The following is a 17,573-nucleotide window of genomic DNA, read 5'->3' as shown; positions in this document are numbered from 1 at the left end:
TTTACAATGGAACAGCAAAAAACATTGATCAAGGGCGGAAGTTTCTTGATTGAAGATGCAGACCTATCACGTGTATTCACGCCGGAAGACTTTACCGATGAACATAAAATGATCGCTAAAACGACCGAAGAATACGTCAACAACGAAGTCATGCCGGTCGTTGAAAAGCTGGAAAACCACGAATTCGACCATTCTGTCCGGTTATTAAAATCAGCTGGGGAACTCGGCCTTCTCGGAGCAGATGTACCGGAACAATATGGTGGCCTGGGCCTCGACAAAATCGCTTCTGCTTTAATTGCTGAAAAAATGTCGAAAGCGGGAGGATTCTCGATTACCCACGGTGCACATGTCGGCATCGGTTCATTGCCAATCGTCCTTTTCGGCAACGAAGAGCAAAAACAAAAATATCTGCCTCTTTTGGCAACTGGCGAAATGATCGCTGCTTATGCGCTGACAGAACCAAGCTCTGGCTCGGATGCACTGGGTGCAAAAACAACAGCTAAGCTGAACGAAGCGGGTACACATTACGTTTTGAACGGCGAAAAGCAATGGATCACTAACGCCGGTTTTGCAGATGTCTTCATCGTTTATGCGAAAATTGACGGTGAAAAATTTTCGGCATTTATCGTAGAGCGTGCTTACGACGGCGTTTCGGTCGGACCGGAAGAAAAGAAAATGGGTATTAAATCTTCTTCAACCCGGACATTGATCCTGCAGGATGCGCAAGTTCCAGTAGAGAATTTGTTAGGAGAAGCAGGGCGTGGTCATATTATCGCGTTTAACATCTTGAACATCGGGCGCTATAAATTGGGTGTAGGCACGATCGGCGGGTCCAAACATGCCTTGGAAATTACCATTCCGTACACCAACCAGCGCCAGCAATTCAAAACACCAATTTCTTCATTTAACTTGACGCGTGAAAAGCTGGCTACAATGGCCTCTCAATTGTATGCCTTGGAAAGCTCTGTTTACCGGACTGTCGGTTTGTTCGAAGACCGCATGAGCGGCTTTACGGAAGAAGAACATGCTAACGGAAAGTTGGTGGCGGATTCAATTGCTGAATTCGCGATTGAATGCTCCATGAACAAGTTCTTTGGAACAGAAACGCTTGATTATATTGTCGATGAAGGCGTCCAATTGCACGGCGGCTACGGCTTTATGCAGGAATATGAAATTGAGAAAGCATACCGCGATTCACGCATCAACCGCATTTTCGAAGGCACAAACGAAATCAACCGTTTGCTTGTTCCTGGGACGCTCATTCGAAAAGCGATGAAAGGCGATCTTCCATTGTTCCAGCACGCCCAAAAACTGCAAGAAGAGTTGTTGATGATGATGCCTGAAGAAGTCGGCGCAGAAGCATTGGCACAGGAAAAATACTTGGTAAGAAATGCGAAGAAGATCGCTTTGCTTGCTTCTGGACTTGCCGCACAGACTTACGGGGCAAAATTGGAACAGGAGCAGGAAGTGCTAGTGAACATTGCCGATATTGTTTCGAACGTTTTCGCGATGGAATCGGCTGTTCTTCGTACAGAAAAAGCGATTACAGCTTCCGGGGAAGAAAAAGCGAAGCAAAAACTGCTGTACACGCAAATCTATTGCCAGGAAGCATTCGATAAAATAGAAAAAGACGCTAAAGAAACCTTGCTTGCTGCGGTCGAAGGGGACAATCAGCGCATGATGCTCTCTGCTCTCCGCAAGTTGACGCGCTCTACGCCTTATAACGTCATTGCGAAAAAACGCGAAGCTGCTGTAAAATTGATCGAAACAGAAAAATACGTCGTATAATCTTGGGTTGACTGAAAGCTCCGGTAGGATTTATTCCGGGGCTTTTTGCTTTTTTACAATAACTAAACTTCTAACTCATACAATCTCAATATACAGGACTTACAATAGAATTGATAAAATATATAAACAATCAATAGGATAGAGCGATAGTCGGTTATCATCCTAAAAAGGCAGGCCTGCTGTTGGCAATGCCTCGAGCGGCAGCCGGTACTTCCTTAACTTTGCTAGGCAAAGAAGTCGTCGCTGTTATGGCGTCGACTGTCTTCTGATATTTTGCTAAGCTAGAAAAAAGGGAGGTTATACCATGATTCAATTTTATGCATATCCTAAATGTTCTACTTGCCGAAATGCCAAGAAATGGCTAGAGGCTAATGAAGTTGACTTTACAGCAATCCATATTGCGGAAACGCCGCCATCAGTCGAGGAACTTCGCCAAATTCAGAAGGTGAGCGGTTTAGAGTTGAAGAAGTTCTTCAACACGAGTGGCATGAAGTACCGAGAACTCGGATTGAAGGACAAGTTGGCGACGATGGACGAAGAGGAACAGTTAAGATTGCTCTCTTCAGACGGCATGCTCATCAAGCGGCCGCTAGCCTTCGACGGCGAAAAAGCGGTGCTTGGATTCAAAGAATCGGACTATGAAAATACCTGGAAGTAAGTTAAGACGATTGTTGTATTTCCTAGGCGATTATGTCAAACTGAAAATGAGCACAATACATATTTTGGAGGGGTCTGGATGAGCACACCACAAGAGCTTCGTTATTCAAAAGAACATGAATGGGTTAAACTTGAAGGCGGTACTGCGCGCATTGGCATCACGCATTTTGCACAAGCCGAACTAGGTGATATTGTATTCGTTGAACTGCCGCAAGTAGGCGACGAATTGAAAAAAGATCAGCCTTTTGGCAGCGTTGAATCCGTTAAAACTGTTTCTGAACTTTACGCGCCGATCAGCGGTCGTGTTGTTGAGGTTAACTCGGAGCTGGATGACAGCCCAGAGTTCGTCAATGAGTCCCCTTATGAGCAAGCTTGGATGGTAGTTGTAGAAGCTATCGATGAGTCCGAGGTCAATGAATTGATGACAGCGGAGCAATATGAGAAAATGATTAATGAATAAGATCCGTAAAGCGCCTCTTGTTTGGCGCTTTTTTTCATCATAACTAACGGGGTGTGGACTTATGAATAAAGTGATTGTTGTCGAAGGTCTTACCGATAAAACAAGAATTGCGCCTCTGATTGCTGAACCCGTCACCATTATTTGTACAAATGGCACTATCAGTGCAACTCGCTTAGAAGAAATATTGCTTCCTTATGAAGGCTTGGACATTATCGTTCTTGTGGATGCTGATAAATCTGGAGAGCAATTGAGGAAATTAGTGAAACGAGAATTTCCTGAAGCGAGGCATTTTTATATTAACCGCAGTTATAAAGAAGTGGCAACAACCCCTATACGAATTTTGCTCGATGTGCTCATCAGCGCCAACATCCGAGTCAATCAGTTATTAGCCGAAGGATGATCAAACATGAACGAATGGACACATAAAGAATGGCTGAAAGAAAGAAATATGTACCGCCAGACGGCATTTTACTTGTATACGCCCATGTGTGGAACATGCAAAGTAACGACGAAAATGCTTGAAGTCGTCAAAGAATTGCTGCCGGATTTGAATATAGGCAAAGCCAATTTGAACTATGTGCAGGAAATTGCCGCTTTATATGAAGTGGAAAGCGTGCCGTGCCTCATTATTACAGAAAACGGTTCGGTAAAGGAGAAGGTTTACGCCTTTCAATCCGTCCCTTTCATATATGAAAAATTAAAAGTTGTTGACGCGTAGCCTGGAGCATGGTAAATTGAATTCTGATCTGATTACAAACTTAATATCGTACTCTTATTAAGAGAGGTGGAGGGAAGTGCCCTATGAAGCCCGGCAACCGTCATGAAAATGAAATGGTGCCAATTCACACAAAGCGACGCTTTGGGAGATGAGAGATCGGTGTCCGTATACAATTGCGAATACCCTTCTGCTCAGTTCTGTGCAGAAGGGTTTTTATTTTGAAGTAGGAGTGTTAACGAATGATTGAATTAAAACAAGTGACGAAGACATACGACACTGGAAAAGGTGCGCTTAAGGCAGTTGATGGGGTCGATTTATCAATTTCTAGTGGCGAAATTTTCGGCATTATCGGATATAGCGGAGCAGGGAAAAGTACCTTGATCCGCTTATTGAACGGACTGGAAAAACCGACATCCGGTACAGTCCAGATCAATGACCAAGTGATCACAGCGATAAAAGGGGTTGAACTTAGAAAAGCGCGCCAGAAAGTCAGCATGATTTTCCAGCACTTCAACTTGCTTTGGTCAAGAACAGTAAAAGAGAATATCGCGTTTCCACTGGAAATTGCAGGTGTGCCGAAAAATAAACGGGACGCTCGCGTAATGGAACTTGTTGAGTTAGTGGGATTGACGGGCCGAGAAAACGCTTATCCTTCACAGCTTTCCGGCGGACAGAAACAACGTGTCGGCATTGCCCGTGCATTGGCCAATGACCCGGAAGTATTGCTTTGCGATGAAGCGACATCCGCACTTGATCCAGAAACGACTGATGCCATCCTGGACTTATTGGTGGACATCAATAAGCGATTAGGGTTGACCATCGTTCTAATTACACACGAGATGCACGTTATCCGGAAGATCTGCCACCGCGTAGCTGTCATGGAAGGTGGCCGGGTCGTTGAACTTGGCGATGTGCTAAGCGTTTTCCAAGCTCCGAAAGAAGCGATTACTAAACGCTTTGTTGCGCAGGTTACGGAAACGGAAGACTCGAATGAGACGATCAAGCACTTGCGGGAACTTTACCCAACAGGCGACTTAGTGAAATTGGTGTTTGTCGGCGATCAAACCGAACAGCCGATTTTGACCAAATTGATCCGTACCAATCCTGTGGAAGTCAATATTGTTCAAGGGAATATCTCGCACACACAGCGGGGCGCTTATGGCACGTTGATTTTGCAGTTAAAAGGAACACGGGAAGAAATTGCGAATGCCATCGCATTTTTAAACAACGAAAACATCCAGACAGAGGTGATGGCAAATGATTGAATCTTTATTTCCAAATGTAGATTGGGGAAAAATGTGGGATGCCACAGTTGAAACTTTGTATATGACAGCTATGTCGACATTTTTCACATTTGTTATTGGACTAGTACTTGGCATTATTTTGTTCTTAACAGCGCCTAGACAATTATGGGCGAATAAAATCGTCAATTGGCTTACCGGTGCATTCGTCAATATTTTCAGATCCATCCCTTTTATCATCTTAATCATCTTATTAATTCCGTTTACGAAATTCTTAATCGGAACCATTCGTGGGCCGAATGCAGCGTTGCCGGCACTCATCATTGGTGCTGCTCCTTTTTATGCGCGCATGGTGTTGATTGCATTAAAAGAAATCGACAAAGGTGTAATCGAAGCGGCTCGTTCAATGGGAGCAACAACGTGGACGATTATTCGGAAAGTTCTGTTGCCTGAATCCAAGCCAGCCTTGATTTCTGGTATTACAGTAACAGCCATTGCCCTGGTTGGTTATACGGCTATGGCAGGCATTATTGGTGCAGGCGGGCTCGGCACTTTAGCCTTCTTGGACGGTTTCCAAAGAAGCCGGGAAGATGTGACTTTGATGGCAACCATCTTAATCTTGATCATTGTTTTTGCCATTCAATTCATTGGCGATTTGATCACCATTCGTTCAGACAAACGGTAAGTACAGTTTAACTGTTTTTATAAAAACAACTTAGAAAAGAGGAGAAGATTTACATGAAGAAATTATTAGCAGGAACATTATTAACTGCATTAACACTTGCGGGATGCGGATCAGGATCTGGCGGTTCTAGTGAAGAGTCAAGCACATTAAAGATTGGTGCATCGAACGTGCCGCACGCAGAAATCTTGGAACAAGCAAAACCACTTCTTGAAGAACAAGGCGTGACATTAGAAGTTGAAACATACCAGGATTACATCTTGCCGAACCAAGACTTGGAAGGCGGAGAAATTGATGCCAACTACTTCCAGCACATTCCGTATTTGGAAGATCAGAAAAAAGAGTTCGGCTATGATTTTGTTAGCGCAGGCGGTATCCACATTGAACCGATCGGTATTTACTCTAAGAAACATGCATCTTTAAATGAATTGCCTGATGGCGCTACTATTTTAATGAGCAACTCGGTAGCTGACCATGGACGTATCTTGTCAATGCTTGAAGCAGAAGGCTTGATCAAATTGGATGAAAGCGTTGAAAAAACTGCTGCAGAAGTTAGTGATGTTGTAGAGAACACGAAAAACCTGGAATTTGATGCAAACTACGAAGCAGCATTATTGGTTCAAATGTATGAATCAGATGAAGGCGACGCAGTATTGATCAACTCAAACTACGCGATCGATGCAGGCTTGAACCCATTGGAAGATTCTATTGCTCTTGAAAGTTCAGATTCTCCTTACGCTAACATCATTGCGGTGCGTGCTGAAGATGAAGAAAACGAAAATGTAGCGAAATTGGTTGAAGTGCTAAAATCAGATGAAATCAAAGATTTCATGCTTGAAGAATGGGGCGGGGCAATCGTACCGGCCGAATAATAAAAAAGCATCCTTAGGGGTGCTTTTTTATTTTGTATAAATAATAAAAATATTCCGCGTAATTTATAGATACTTACAATTTACTGTCTCATGTGCTAATTTAGGATAATATTAAAAAATCAAATGTGCACGCAGGGAGGACATTTTGTGAAAATCAAATTTGGTTTGTTGCCTAGAATTGCTCTTGCCATTATTTTAGGAATTGTTATTGGATCGATTGCGCCGGAATCGGTCATACGTATATTTGCTACATTTACAACCGTTTTCGGGAATTTTCTTAAATTTATCGTACCGTTGATTATCTTAGGATTTATCGCACCGGGTATTGCTAAACTAGGCAAAGGCTCTGGTAAACTTCTGGGATTTGCTACAGCTTTCGCTTATCTTTCAACAATTTTTGCAGGTGTTCTCGCATTTTTTGTTGCAACTAATGTGTTGCCGAATTTCATGGGCGGCAAAACGTTAGGAGGAATTGAAGATCCGGAAACTGCATTGGCAGCAAGTTATATTGCGCTTGAAATTCCTCCGGTCTTTGGTGTAATGTCTGCGTTAGTTTTAGCATTTTTACTTGGAATCGGAATGGCTGGTACAGGCAGCAAAACGATGATTGCTTTTTTCGATGAATTCCAGGCAATCATTGAAAAAACGATTTCTCGTGTAATTATCCCGCTTTTGCCATTCCATATTTTCGGTATATTTGCCAATATGGCTTTCGGTGGTGCAGTCGCTAAAATTTTGTCGCTATTTGCTATTGTTTTTGTCATGATTATCATTCTCCATTGGGTAATGATTATGATCCAATATACGGCAGCAGGTTCATTGAATAAGAAAAATCCGTTCTTTTTATTGAAAACAATGATGCCGGCTTATTTTACTGCACTAGGCACTCAATCTTCAGCTGCAACAATTCCTGTAACATTGCGGCAAGCCCGCAAAACTGGGGCTAATGAGCGCGTGACTGATTTTACAGTGCCGCTCTTTGCAACAATTCATTTATCAGGAAGTACCATTACGCTGATTTCTTGTGCCATAGGCGTTTTGTTGCTGACAGGCGGTACGCCGACTTTCAGTTCTTTCTTTCCGTTTATCATGATGCTAGGAGTTACAATGATTGCCGCTCCTGGAGTGCCGGGAGGAGCTGTCATGGCTGCGCTTGGTTTGCTTGAAACAATGTTAGGATTCGACCAGACTATGGTTGCTTTAATGATTGCACTTTACCTGGCACAGGATAGTTTTGGAACTGCAACAAACGTAACTGGAGACGGTGCACTTGCTATGATCGTTGACCGGGTCACACGAAGCGGGACAACTAGTGAAGCTAGTCATGGCGAAGTTTTGAAAAATGGTAAGATTTGATATATTATGGCTATTTCGCCAGCTCTATACGCTCTTATGAAGCTATGATACGATAACTGAGAAGTTGACTATCAGGAGGACTATCATGAAGAAATTACTATTAGTTGGCGCAGCAGCATTGTTTTTAGGAGCTTGCAGCGAAGAAAGTGCTACGAAAGATACAACGGCAGCAAGCACGGAAAACGCTGAAAAAGCACCGGATGCAAAACAAGAGTTAATGAGATTCTACATGTCAATTCCACAAACAATCAATGCAGTCGATGCTGATTTGAATGCTTTTGAAGCAGCGCAAATGAAAGAAGCTCTTCCAGAGGGTGATGACTTGGCGGCAATGAAAGAAGCGGCAATCGCATCAGCAAAAGAAGCTGGAACAGCTGTTGAAGGAATTGAAATTCCTGAATCATTGGCAGATCACAAGTCTGATATTGAAGGAGCTTTTGCTTCTATCAAAGAATCATATGAGATGAAAGCAGCCGAATTGACGAAAGAAGCTTCTTTTGAAGCAGCTAATGCGAAATTCGTAGAAGCAGATGAAGTTTTCAACAAAATGCTAGAAGAGCAAGGCTTAGCTCCTTCAAGCATTTTAAATGAGGTATCTAAATAATTTTTCTGAAAAACCCGGGATCTTGCTTCCGGGTTTTTTTATTTCATCTTTTCTGTATATTTCTCAAAAAAATATCGAATAAGTATTTTTTTGTTTAAGTGCCAAAAAACTGGGTATATTAATACCAACAAGATAAATGAAAGGAATGGTTACTATTAATTCTCAAGGCTTTAACGTGACAGAAAAAATGGAACACGCATTCCGAGATGCTCATGGATTTGGAATTCATGAATGTGAAAATAATCAGGATTTATTGGTAAAAGTAGAACAAAAACGCGAAGAAGAATATCAGCAAAGCCAACAACTAGTAGCGCGTTTGGAAAATCAAGTACATCGCAATTTGTAAAAAAGAAAGCCAGTGCCTAGTGCACTGGCTTTTTTACTGATATGAATTCTCAATTAGCTTTCTTTTATTGAAAATAAAAAACAACTAAAAAAGAAGGTTCGAAACGCTTCTTTTTTCCAGGAATTCAGTATTACAAATTGTTTTATTCTCCTCTTTAGATCCGGTTTAATGATTTGCTACTAGGGGGGTTTTCAGTTAAGATTAGAATGATACTAATTAAGAATGGATTCCATTCAAAATTAACTTTATGGAGGTATTTACATGTCAACTTTGGTTATCCAAGATTTGCACGTTGAAATCGAAGGAAAAGAGATTTTAAAAGGTGTAAACTTAACAATTAAAACAGGTGAAATCCATGCGATCATGGGGCCGAACGGAACAGGGAAATCTACTCTAGCTTCTGCTATCATGGGGCATCCTAAATATACAGTAACATCTGGAAGCATTACATTGGACGGCGAAGATGTGCTTGAAATGGAAGTTGACGAACGTGCTCGTGCAGGCCTTTTCCTTGGCATGCAGTACCCGAGCGAAATTTCTGGTGTAACGAATGCTGACTTTATGCGCTCTGCTATGAACGCACGCCGAGAAGAAGGCAATGAAATCTCTTTGATGAAATTCATTCGTGAGTTAGACAGCAAAATGGAAATTCTTGCTATGGAAGAAGAAATGGCGCAGCGTTACTTGAATGAAGGGTTCTCAGGCGGGGAAAAGAAACGCAACGAAATCCTTCAAATGATGATGATCAAACCTTCATTTGCAATCTTAGATGAAATCGATTCTGGTCTTGATATCGATGCATTGAAAGTTGTAGCAGAAGGCGTCAACCAAATGAGAGGCGAAGAGTTTGGCTGCCTGATCATTACTCACTACCAACGTTTGTTGAACTACATCACGCCTGATTACGTTCACGTAATGATGCAAGGACGCGTGGTTAAGTCTGGCGGAGAAGAACTTTCTCAGAAACTTGAAGCAGAAGGCTATGACTGGATCAAAGCGGAGCTTGGCATTGAAGACGAGACCGTAGGACAAGAAGCATAATTGGAAGGGGAGACTAACGTGACGGTTGAAACGAACATGAAAATCACCGAGCAGGAAGTGCGCTCCTTCTCAGCTTCTAAATCAGAACCTGAAGAGTTTACTGAACTGCGCGTACAAGCATTAACTGCTGCAGCGGTATTGCCGTTGCCAAAGCCGGATAAAACAAAGATTACAAACTGGAACTTCACAGAATTTCCTGTTCACTCGACAGAGAGTTCGACTTATACATCGCTGGAAGAACTTCCGGAAGATGTAAAATCGATTGTCGATTTAGAACAAAAGAATTTGTATATCCAACATAACAATACTCCAGCTTATCTTTCGCTTTCTGATGAGTTGAAAGCGCAAGGCGTTATTTTGACTGATATTTTCACCGCAATCCGCGAACACAGCGACCTTGTTGGGAAATACTTTATGAAAGAAGCGGTAAAAGCGGAAGAACATAAATTGACAGCTCTTCATGCAGCACTTCTTAACGGCGGGGTTTTCCTATATGTGCCGAAGAATGTTGTGGTTGAAGAACCGGTTCAAGTAGTTTTCATTCACGATGACGAACAAGTTTCTTTGTTTAACCATGTGATGGTCATCGCTGACAAGAGCAGTAAAGTGACTTATGTAGAAAACTATTTATCAACAATTCCTCATGCTAAAGGTTTAGCGAATATTGTTTCAGAAGTTTTCGCTGAAGACAACGCGCAAATTACTTACGGCGCTGTTGACGTTTTGGCAGAAGGTTTTACGACTTACGTGAACCGCCGCGGTGTGGCGGCACGCGATGCACGCATCGAATGGGCACTTGGCTTGATGAACGATAGTGATACTATCTCTGAAAACGTAACCCACCTTATTGGAGACAATTCTGTTGGCGATACGAAAACAGTGGTAGTAGGCAGAGGTTCTCAGAAACAAAACTTTACAACAAAAGTTGTTCATTGGGGCAAAAATTCCGACGGGCAAATTTTGAAGCATGGCGTAATGAAAGATTCTGCTTCTTCCATTTTTAATGGAATCGGAAAAATCGAGCATGGCGCGACAAAATCGAATGCAGAACAAGAATCGCGTGTTCTGATGCTAAGCCCACAAGCACGTGGTGACGCGAACCCGATCTTGTTGATCGATGAAGACGATGTAACTGCAGGCCACGCTGCTTCCGTAGGGCGCGTTGATCCGCTTCAATTGTTCTATCTGATGAGTCGCGGAATTACAAAACAAGAAGCTGAACGTCTTGTAATACACGGTTTCTTGGCGCCGGTTGTTAACGTGCTGCCAATTGAAGGCGTTAAAAAGCAATTGACGGAGGTTATCGAAAGGAAAGTCCGCTAATGATGAATCGAGAGATAAAAAGTTATTTTCCGATACTCGACCAAGAAGTGAATGGACATCCACTGGTCTATCTCGACAGTGCAGCAACATCACAAAAACCGGTTCAAGTCATTGAAGCATTAACACGTTACTATGAATTTGATAATGCGAATGTCCATCGTGGGGTTCATACACTTGGGAACCGTGCAACTGATATGTACGAAGGTGCCCGCGAGAAAGTCCGAAAATTCATCAATGCCGACACTACAGAAGAAGTCATTTTTCTGCGCGGAACTACAACCGCTTTGAATTTAGTGGCTCAAAGTTATGGTCGTGCAAACGTTGAAGAAGGGGACGAAATCGTCATTACGTATATGGAACATCACTCAAACGTGATCCCATGGCAGCAGTTGGCGAAAGAGCGCGGCGCAGTTCTTAAATACATTGATTTAAATCCAGACGGTACCATTTCACTGGAGCAAGTTCGCGCGGCAGTTACTGACCGCACGAAAATTGTGTCAATGATGTATGTATCGAATGTTCTGGGAACCATGAACCCGATCAAAGAAGTGACGCAAATTGCTCACGAACACGGGGCGGTCATGGTAGTGGACGGAGCACAAGCGGCTCCGCACTTAAAAATAGATGTACAAAACCTTGATTGCGATTTCTTTGCTTTTTCTGGCCACAAGATGTGTGGACCAACCGGAATTGGTGTGTTGTATGGCAAAAAAGATTTGTTGAATAATATGGAACCGATTGAATTTGGCGGAGAAATGATCGACTTTGTCGGCCTTTACGATTCTACTTGGAAAGAACTTCCTTGGAAATTCGAAGGTGGGACGCCGATTATTGCCGGAGCTGTCGGTTTAGGTGCCGCGATTGATTTCTTAAATGAAATCGGTTTGCATGAAATCGAACAACACGAGCACAAGATGGCGGCTTATGCGATGAATGCCATGAACGAAATTGAAGGACTTCAAATCTACGGTCCGACTGATCCGCAAAAACGGGCAGGCATCGTGACATTCAACTTAAATGATGTGCACCCGCATGATTTGGCTACGGTCCTTGATATGAGCGGCATTGCGGTACGCGCTGGCCATCATTGTGCTCAGCCGCTCATGAAATGGCTGCAATGTACAGCCACAGCCCGCGCCAGCTTCTACGTTTACAATGACGAATCGGATATCGATCGTCTCGTAGAAGGCTTGCGTTCAACAAAGGAGTATTTCAGCGATGTCTTCTAAAAACTTAGACCAGCTTTATCGCCAAGTAATTATGGACCATTATAAAACACCGAGAAACAAAGGAACCCTCGATAACGACAGCGTGAACATCGAAATGAACAACCCGACTTGCGGCGACCGAATTCAATTGACGCTGCAAGTGGAAGAAGGCATTGTCAAAGATGCGAAATTTGACGGGGAAGGCTGTTCCATCTCAATGGCATCCGCTTCGATGATGACTCAAGCTGTTAAAGGGAAAGATGTCGATACGGCGCTTCAACTTTCACATATCTTTTCAGATATGATGCTCGGCAAAGACTATGATGATACAATTGATTTAGGGGATATTGAAGCTCTTCAGGGCGTCTCTCAGTTTCCGGCACGGATCAAATGCGCAACGCTTGCATGGAAAGCCATGGAAAAAGGCGTGCAAAGCGAAGGCAAATCGTAATACTAGAACGGAGGAACGACAATGGCTAAACAAATGCCAGAAATCGGTGATTATAAATATGGTTTCCACGACAAAGATGTATCGGTATTCCGATCCGCACGTGGATTAACTGAAGATATCGTCAGAGAAATTTCGAAAATAAAAGAAGAGCCGGAATGGATGCTTGATTCCCGTTTGAAAGCTCTGAAGTTGTTTTATTCTATGCCAATGCCACAATGGGGCGGCGACTTAAGTGCATTGAACTTTGACGAAATTACGTATTATGTAAAACCATCAGAAGCAAGCCAAACTTCATGGGATGAAGTGCCTGACGAAATCAAAGCTACTTTTGATAAACTCGGCATTCCAGAAGCGGAACAAAAATACTTGGCGGGTGTATCTGCCCAGTATGAATCCGAAGTGGTTTACCACAACATGAAAGTTGAACTTGAAGACATGGGAATCGTCTTTAAAGATACAGGATCAGCGCTACGTGAAAACGAAGACTTGTTCAAAGAGCATTGGCAGTCGGTTATTCCAGCAGCAGACAACAAATTTGCAGCGCTGAACACTGCGGTATGGTCAGGCGGGTCATTCATTTACGTACCGCCGGGCATCAAAGTGGAATCACCGCTTCAAGCTTATTTCCGCATCAACTCGGAAAATATGGGACAGTTCGAGCGTACGTTGATCATCGTAGATGAAGGCGCGAGCGTTCACTATGTAGAAGGTTGTACAGCTCCTGTTTATACAACTAACTCTTTGCACTCTGCAGTTGTTGAAATCATTGTTAAAAAAGACGCATATTGCCGTTACACAACCATCCAAAACTGGGCAAACAACGTTTACAACCTTGTTACGAAACGCGCATTTGTTGATGCCAACGGAACAATGGAATGGATTGATGGCAACATCGGTTCTAAATTGACCATGAAATACCCAGCTGTTTACCTTCGCGGAGAAGGCGCTCGCGGTATGACTCTTTCGATTGCAATTGCAGGGAAAGGCCAACACCAAGACGCTGGAGCGAAAATGATCCACTTAGCGCCAAATACTTCTTCTTCAATCGTTTCGAAATCCATTTCGAAGCAAGGCGGGAAAGTATCATACCGCGGTATCGTCCGTTTCGGACGCAAAGCGGATGGCGCTCGTTCGAACATCGAGTGTGACACATTGATTATGGACAACCAGTCTACATCTGATACAATTCCATACAACGAAATCTTAAATGATAACGTATCGTTGGAGCACGAAGCGAAAGTTTCGAAAGTATCAGAAGAGCAATTGTTCTACTTGATGAGTCGCGGTGTTTCCGAGCAAGAAGCGACAGAAATGATCGTAATGGGCTTTATCGAACCATTTACAAAAGAACTTCCGATGGAGTATGCGGTAGAAATGAACCGTCTCATCAAGTTTGAGATGGAAGGCTCTATCGGGTAATAGATTAATAAGCAGCTCTTGGCATGATTTCGTTCATGCCAAGAGCTTTTTTGATTTTGCTGTGAGCCGTCCTGTATCTGGTCCGAATTTTTTTCTAAAAGATAAAGCTAAATTTATGCTGTTTTACTATTAATCCGCGGGGTATACAAGCAAAGAAGAAAAAAATTAAGGAGGTATGTTGTAGATGAGTCAAACTTTCGATGCTTTGAAAGAAAAGCTTAGCAACGCAGACCTTGGGCAAGCAAAAGAAGTAATGGAACAGGCAAAACAAGCTCACGCTGATGGTAAGATCGATGAAAATGAAAAAAATGAATTGATGGAATCTGCAAAATCAGTCATTGGAGGAAAAGGGCTCGGCGGAATATTTTAAAAAACTGAAATGGCAAGTTCATTGGATAATGGAAAAAGATAAAAGCCCAGCGCGTGCGCTGGGCTTTTATACGGGCCGTCGAGAAAGTTGGCTAGCTGTTTATTCCACTCTAGCCGGACGCGTTCCGCGGGCGAGCAGGTTGAGCCGCTTCAGCGCTTTCGCGCCTCCAGGGTCTCAACCTGCTCGCTTTCCCGCTGGAGTCGCCGGCTTCCGCTCCATTTAAACTAGCAAGTTACTTAGCGAATAAAGAACCAGAGCAGACTCAAACAGGCCGGGGTTTGCTGCTTTTTCTTTAGCTATGGAGCCAAACAGCGGAGTCGCCATCGGGATTTCGGCGCGAGCCCGAGGCAAGCGGAGCTGTTTGGCGGAATAGCAAGAGTGATATCTATTTCAATGGAGTAAAAGAGTTTCTCTACAAACTAGATAAAAGCCCAGCGCATGCGCTGGGCTTTTATTGTATGATATTTTTCAATGCTTCCCGTTTGCTAAGCGGTTTCATGGGACAGTTGCTGACAAACCTTTTTACCCATTCCGAATCGGTTTTAGCATATTCACGCAAGGCCCAGCCCATTGCTTTCTGATGAAAAAACTCTGGGGATTCGGCATGTTGGCAGACAATATTCGCAAGAAGCTCAGTATCCGTTTTTTCTTTATATTTAAGTTGATGCAAAATGGCGGCGCGATTTGTCCACATATTGTCTGATGCAGACCAGTCGAACATAATTTTCGCGCCTGTTTCGCGTTCGTTAAGTACAATTTTGCCAACAAGCGTGGGTGCTATGGCATCGACGCTATCCCACCAGGATTTTGTTTCAATCAGGTTACGGAGAAAAGGCAAATCATCAGCTGTTAAATGTTGAGACATTTTCTCAAGCAATGCGATAGCGGCATACTGATATTCCCGCTCCTGCAATCGATATAGCTTCCAAGCTTCTTCGAATATTGCATCAGGTTTAGGTAGGGCATATTCTGTAAATTGTTCTTTAAGCAGCTGTTTTCGGAGCGGGCTTTGGATGCCGAGAAACGGAAACTGATTTTTCATATAGGCAGCCATCGGGCGGGCTAATTCTTCATTGCGGCAGGCTTCGAACTTTTCAATAATTCCGTGGTGGTCCCATGTTATTGTCATTTGGAGCCCTCCTAAAAATATAGCTGAGAAAAGTCTATCATAGGAAAGCCTGGATTCGAAAGTTATTGAAATTATCTTCATGTTGTTTTTCTTTCGAAATCTATAAAATGGAATAATAGCAATAAGGTTAGCTGTTCAGCTGGAGTAATATTGGCCAAACGACCTTTTACTGATATTGTGCTATCATAAAATAACAAAGGAAATTGGAGGCGAAATGATGATTAATATTGGATTGACGGGATGGGGCGATCATCCGGATGTTTATAGCCCCGGGTCGAAAAAAACAGAACGATTAATCGATTACAGTTCCCATTTTCCTATTGTGGAGCTGGATTCGTCATTTTATGCGGTGCAGCCTGAACGAAATATTACCAAATGGATCAATGAGACCCCTGACGGCTTTCAGTTCATTGTCAAGGCTTATCAGGGGATGACCGGGCATCAGCGAGGCGAGAACCCGTTTGAAAGTGTTGATGCTATGTTTGAGGCCTATATCAAGTCAGTTCGGCCAATGAAAGAAGCGGGGAAACTTGCCATGGTTTTGCTTCAATTTCCGCCGTGGTTTGATTGCAAGAAAGAACACGTTGATCAAATTAGGGGGATTTCGGAAAAATTGAAGGAATTTGATTTAGCAATAGAATTTCGTCACCAGTCTTGGTACTCGCCAGAGCTGCGCGAGAAAACACTCGAATTTTTAAGAGAAAACAACTTAATTCATTCAGTATGCGATGAGCCGCAGGCAGGAGATGGTTCTATCCCGCTTGTTCCGATTTCAACCCGTACTGATAAAGTGCTCGTGCGTCTTCATGGTCGAAATGTCCATGGCTGGACAAGTCCGGGACATGGACAAAAATGGCGTGAAGTGCGTTATTTGTACGATTACAACAAAGAAGAGTTGAAGGAAATCAACGAAGCAGTCAATAGTTTAAATAGCACGACCGACCAAGTATATGTTATTTTCAATAACAATTCAGGCGGTCATGCAGCGGGAAATGCCAAAGCATTCAAAGAGCTGAACGGTTTAGAATATAACAACTTGGCACCAAAGCAAATGGATTTATTTGAAGGAGGATTTTAGTTGATATTTGTCTTGATGGCGATTGTCGGGTTGTTTGCCGGAATCGTCGGTGCATTAGTTGGCCTGGGCGGAGGAGTCATTCTCGTTCCATCGCTGCTGTTCCTTGGAACGGCTTTTGCTTTTTTTCCGGATTTATCGCCGCAGAAAATTGTCGGATTATCGGTCATCATGATGATTTTCATCGGGCTGTCCTCAACGCTTTCCTATATGAAGGTAAAAACGGTCGACTATAGGAGCGGCTTTATCTTTTTCGTTGGCAGTGCACCAGGCACGGTCCTTGGCGCGTTTGCAAATAAAGGTCTGGACCTGCCTTCCTTTAATTTGTATTTCGGTATTTTGCTGGTTTTGTTGGCTTTGCTTCTCTTAGTCCGTGACCGTTTAAAGACGGTTCATTGGTTTGTTGAGCATGGCAGGACATATAAATTCGTTGATAACCAGAACAAGGAGTATATTTACGGCTATCCAATCTGGTTTGCGATGCTTTTAACGTTTGGCATCGGGTTTGTTTCAGGATTGTTTGGCATCGGCGGCGGTTCAATGATCGTTCCAGCCATGATTTTGTTGTTTTTGTTTCCACCGCATGTGGCAGTCGGAACCTCTATGTTTATGGTGTTCTTATCGGCCATCGTCAATTCAATCACGCATATTTCACTTGGCAATGTGCCGTGGATCTACACGCTTGCCGTAGTGCCAGGGGCATATATAGGTGCTAAAATCGGTGCAGCGCTGAACAAAAAACTCAATTCCGATACGTTGGTTATTATTTTAAGGATTGCGCTCTTAGTACTGGGGCTGCGTTCCATCTATGAAGGGTTATTCAGTTCTTAAAG

The 17,573-nt window shown here is 43.1% G+C and carries 20 protein-coding genes and 1 riboswitch; of the genes, 19 read left to right on the top strand and 1 reads right to left on the bottom strand.

From position 1 onward, the window contains the following. Positions 1-6: 6 nt before the first annotated feature. From B0H99_RS13090 to B0H99_RS13010, 17 genes are all read left to right on the top strand, one after another. Entirely contained in the window at positions 7-1,788 is a 1,782-nt protein-coding gene (locus B0H99_RS13090; protein WP_106534138.1) for an acyl-CoA dehydrogenase family protein, read from the top strand. 304 nt (positions 1,789-2,092) lie between these two features. Next, positions 2,093-2,446 (top strand): arsenate reductase family protein, encoded by a 354-nt coding sequence (locus B0H99_RS13085; RefSeq protein WP_106534137.1) that lies wholly within the window; start codon positions 2,093-2,095, stop codon positions 2,444-2,446. A 78-nt stretch (positions 2,447-2,524) separates the two neighbouring features. Then, positions 2,525-2,905 carry a glycine cleavage system protein GcvH gene (gene gcvH / locus B0H99_RS13080; protein WP_106534136.1) on the top strand — a complete coding sequence of 127 codons (381 nt, stop codon included), beginning with the start codon at positions 2,525-2,527 and terminating at the stop codon, positions 2,903-2,905. A gap of 61 nt (positions 2,906-2,966) precedes the next feature. Then, complete coding sequence (locus tag B0H99_RS13075) at positions 2,967-3,305, top strand: hypothetical protein (protein ID WP_106534135.1); 339 nt, start codon at positions 2,967-2,969, stop codon at positions 3,303-3,305. Positions 3,306-3,311: 6 nt separating this feature from the next. Continuing rightward, on the top strand, positions 3,312-3,623 hold the full coding sequence (locus tag B0H99_RS13070) for a thioredoxin family protein (protein WP_106534134.1): 312 nt from the start codon (positions 3,312-3,314) through the stop codon (positions 3,621-3,623). Between the two features lie 51 nt (positions 3,624-3,674). Continuing rightward, positions 3,675-3,778: riboswitch (SAM riboswitch) on the top strand. 84 nt (positions 3,779-3,862) lie between these two features. Further along, entirely contained in the window at positions 3,863-4,888 is a 1,026-nt protein-coding gene (locus B0H99_RS13065; protein WP_106534133.1) for a methionine ABC transporter ATP-binding protein, read from the top strand. After that, positions 4,881-5,549 (top strand): methionine ABC transporter permease, encoded by a 669-nt coding sequence (locus tag B0H99_RS13060; protein WP_106534132.1) that lies wholly within the window; start codon positions 4,881-4,883, stop codon positions 5,547-5,549. The genes B0H99_RS13065 and B0H99_RS13060 overlap by 8 nt, the downstream gene beginning before the upstream one ends. Before the next feature lie 53 nt (positions 5,550-5,602). Next, entirely contained in the window at positions 5,603-6,418 is an 816-nt protein-coding gene (locus tag B0H99_RS13055) for a MetQ/NlpA family ABC transporter substrate-binding protein (protein WP_106534131.1), read from the top strand. A gap of 147 nt (positions 6,419-6,565) precedes the next feature. After that, on the top strand, positions 6,566-7,774 hold the full coding sequence (locus B0H99_RS13050) for a dicarboxylate/amino acid:cation symporter (protein WP_106534130.1): 1,209 nt from the start codon (positions 6,566-6,568) through the stop codon (positions 7,772-7,774). Positions 7,775-7,859: 85 nt separating this feature from the next. Continuing rightward, positions 7,860-8,378: a hypothetical protein gene (locus tag B0H99_RS13045; protein WP_106534129.1), complete on the top strand. Its 519-nt coding sequence runs from the start codon at positions 7,860-7,862 to the stop codon at positions 8,376-8,378. 145 nt (positions 8,379-8,523) lie between these two features. Further along, positions 8,524-8,724, top strand: coding sequence for a YuzK family famiily protein (locus tag B0H99_RS13040; RefSeq protein WP_106534128.1), 201 nt, complete (start codon positions 8,524-8,526; stop codon positions 8,722-8,724). Between the two features lie 255 nt (positions 8,725-8,979). Beyond that, on the top strand, positions 8,980-9,765 hold the full coding sequence (gene sufC / locus B0H99_RS13035; RefSeq protein WP_281258875.1) for a Fe-S cluster assembly ATPase SufC: 786 nt from the start codon (positions 8,980-8,982) through the stop codon (positions 9,763-9,765). Positions 9,766-9,783: 18 nt separating this feature from the next. Further along, positions 9,784-11,088, top strand: coding sequence for a Fe-S cluster assembly protein SufD (gene sufD / locus B0H99_RS13030; RefSeq protein ID WP_106534126.1), 1,305 nt, complete (start codon positions 9,784-9,786; stop codon positions 11,086-11,088). Beyond that, a complete protein-coding gene (locus B0H99_RS13025; protein WP_106534125.1) occupies positions 11,088-12,317 on the top strand; it encodes a cysteine desulfurase in 1,230 nt (409 codons plus the stop codon). Before sufD ends, B0H99_RS13025 begins: the two co-directional genes overlap by 1 nt. After that, complete coding sequence (gene sufU / locus B0H99_RS13020; RefSeq protein WP_106534124.1) at positions 12,307-12,747, top strand: Fe-S cluster assembly sulfur transfer protein SufU; 441 nt, start codon at positions 12,307-12,309, stop codon at positions 12,745-12,747. The genes B0H99_RS13025 and sufU overlap by 11 nt, the downstream gene beginning before the upstream one ends. Positions 12,748-12,768: 21 nt before the next feature. Beyond that, the gene (gene sufB / locus B0H99_RS13015) at positions 12,769-14,166 is read left to right on the top strand and encodes a Fe-S cluster assembly protein SufB (protein ID WP_106534123.1); all 1,398 of its coding nucleotides are present in this window, start codon (positions 12,769-12,771) and stop codon (positions 14,164-14,166) included. Positions 14,167-14,350: 184 nt separating this feature from the next. Next, positions 14,351-14,536: a hypothetical protein gene (locus B0H99_RS13010; RefSeq protein WP_106534122.1), complete on the top strand. Its 186-nt coding sequence runs from the start codon at positions 14,351-14,353 to the stop codon at positions 14,534-14,536. Between the two features lie 451 nt (positions 14,537-14,987). Here B0H99_RS13010 and B0H99_RS13005 read toward each other — a convergent pair whose 3' ends face one another. Then, entirely contained in the window at positions 14,988-15,665 is a 678-nt protein-coding gene (locus tag B0H99_RS13005; RefSeq protein ID WP_106534121.1) for a DNA alkylation repair protein, read from the bottom strand. Between the two features lie 217 nt (positions 15,666-15,882). Between B0H99_RS13005 and B0H99_RS13000 the strand changes: the two genes are divergently transcribed. Then, complete coding sequence (locus tag B0H99_RS13000; RefSeq protein WP_106534120.1) at positions 15,883-16,743, top strand: DUF72 domain-containing protein; 861 nt, start codon at positions 15,883-15,885, stop codon at positions 16,741-16,743. Beyond that, positions 16,744-17,571 (top strand): sulfite exporter TauE/SafE family protein, encoded by an 828-nt coding sequence (locus B0H99_RS12995; RefSeq protein ID WP_106534119.1) that lies wholly within the window; start codon positions 16,744-16,746, stop codon positions 17,569-17,571. It begins immediately after the preceding gene. Positions 17,572-17,573: the final 2 nt, after the last annotated feature.

It is taken from the genome of Planomicrobium soli (assembly GCF_003014655.1).
Taxonomy (GTDB): domain Bacteria; phylum Bacillota; class Bacilli; order Bacillales_A; family Planococcaceae; genus Planococcus; species Planococcus soli_B.
This window is presented reverse-complemented; position numbering and strand designations above follow the sequence as displayed.

Bases quoted from the DNA above. Each gene is read 5' to 3' on its own strand.
- B0H99_RS13090 (WP_106534138.1), top strand. From the start codon at position 7: ATGGAACAGCAAAAAACATTGATCAAGGGCGGAAGTTTCTTGATTGAA.
- B0H99_RS13085 (WP_106534137.1), top strand. From the start codon at position 2,093: ATGATTCAATTTTATGCATATCCTAAATGTTCTACTTGCCGAAATGCC.
- gcvH (WP_106534136.1), top strand. From the start codon at position 2,525: ATGAGCACACCACAAGAGCTTCGTTATTCAAAAGAACATGAATGGGTT.
- B0H99_RS13075 (WP_106534135.1), top strand. From the start codon at position 2,967: ATGAATAAAGTGATTGTTGTCGAAGGTCTTACCGATAAAACAAGAATT.
- B0H99_RS13070 (WP_106534134.1), top strand. From the start codon at position 3,312: ATGAACGAATGGACACATAAAGAATGGCTGAAAGAAAGAAATATGTAC.
- B0H99_RS13065 (WP_106534133.1), top strand. From the start codon at position 3,863: ATGATTGAATTAAAACAAGTGACGAAGACATACGACACTGGAAAAGGT.
- B0H99_RS13060 (WP_106534132.1), top strand. From the start codon at position 4,881: ATGATTGAATCTTTATTTCCAAATGTAGATTGGGGAAAAATGTGGGAT.
- B0H99_RS13055 (WP_106534131.1), top strand. From the start codon at position 5,603: ATGAAGAAATTATTAGCAGGAACATTATTAACTGCATTAACACTTGCG.
- B0H99_RS13045 (WP_106534129.1), top strand. From the start codon at position 7,860: ATGAAGAAATTACTATTAGTTGGCGCAGCAGCATTGTTTTTAGGAGCT.
- B0H99_RS13040 (WP_106534128.1), top strand. From the start codon at position 8,524: ATGGTTACTATTAATTCTCAAGGCTTTAACGTGACAGAAAAAATGGAA.
- B0H99_RS13025 (WP_106534125.1), top strand. From the start codon at position 11,088: ATGATGAATCGAGAGATAAAAAGTTATTTTCCGATACTCGACCAAGAA.
- sufU (WP_106534124.1), top strand. From the start codon at position 12,307: ATGTCTTCTAAAAACTTAGACCAGCTTTATCGCCAAGTAATTATGGAC.
- sufB (WP_106534123.1), top strand. From the start codon at position 12,769: ATGGCTAAACAAATGCCAGAAATCGGTGATTATAAATATGGTTTCCAC.
- B0H99_RS13010 (WP_106534122.1), top strand. From the start codon at position 14,351: ATGAGTCAAACTTTCGATGCTTTGAAAGAAAAGCTTAGCAACGCAGAC.
- B0H99_RS13005 (WP_106534121.1), bottom strand. From the start codon at position 15,665: ATGACAATAACATGGGACCACCACGGAATTATTGAAAAGTTCGAAGCC.
- B0H99_RS13000 (WP_106534120.1), top strand. From the start codon at position 15,883: ATGATTAATATTGGATTGACGGGATGGGGCGATCATCCGGATGTTTAT.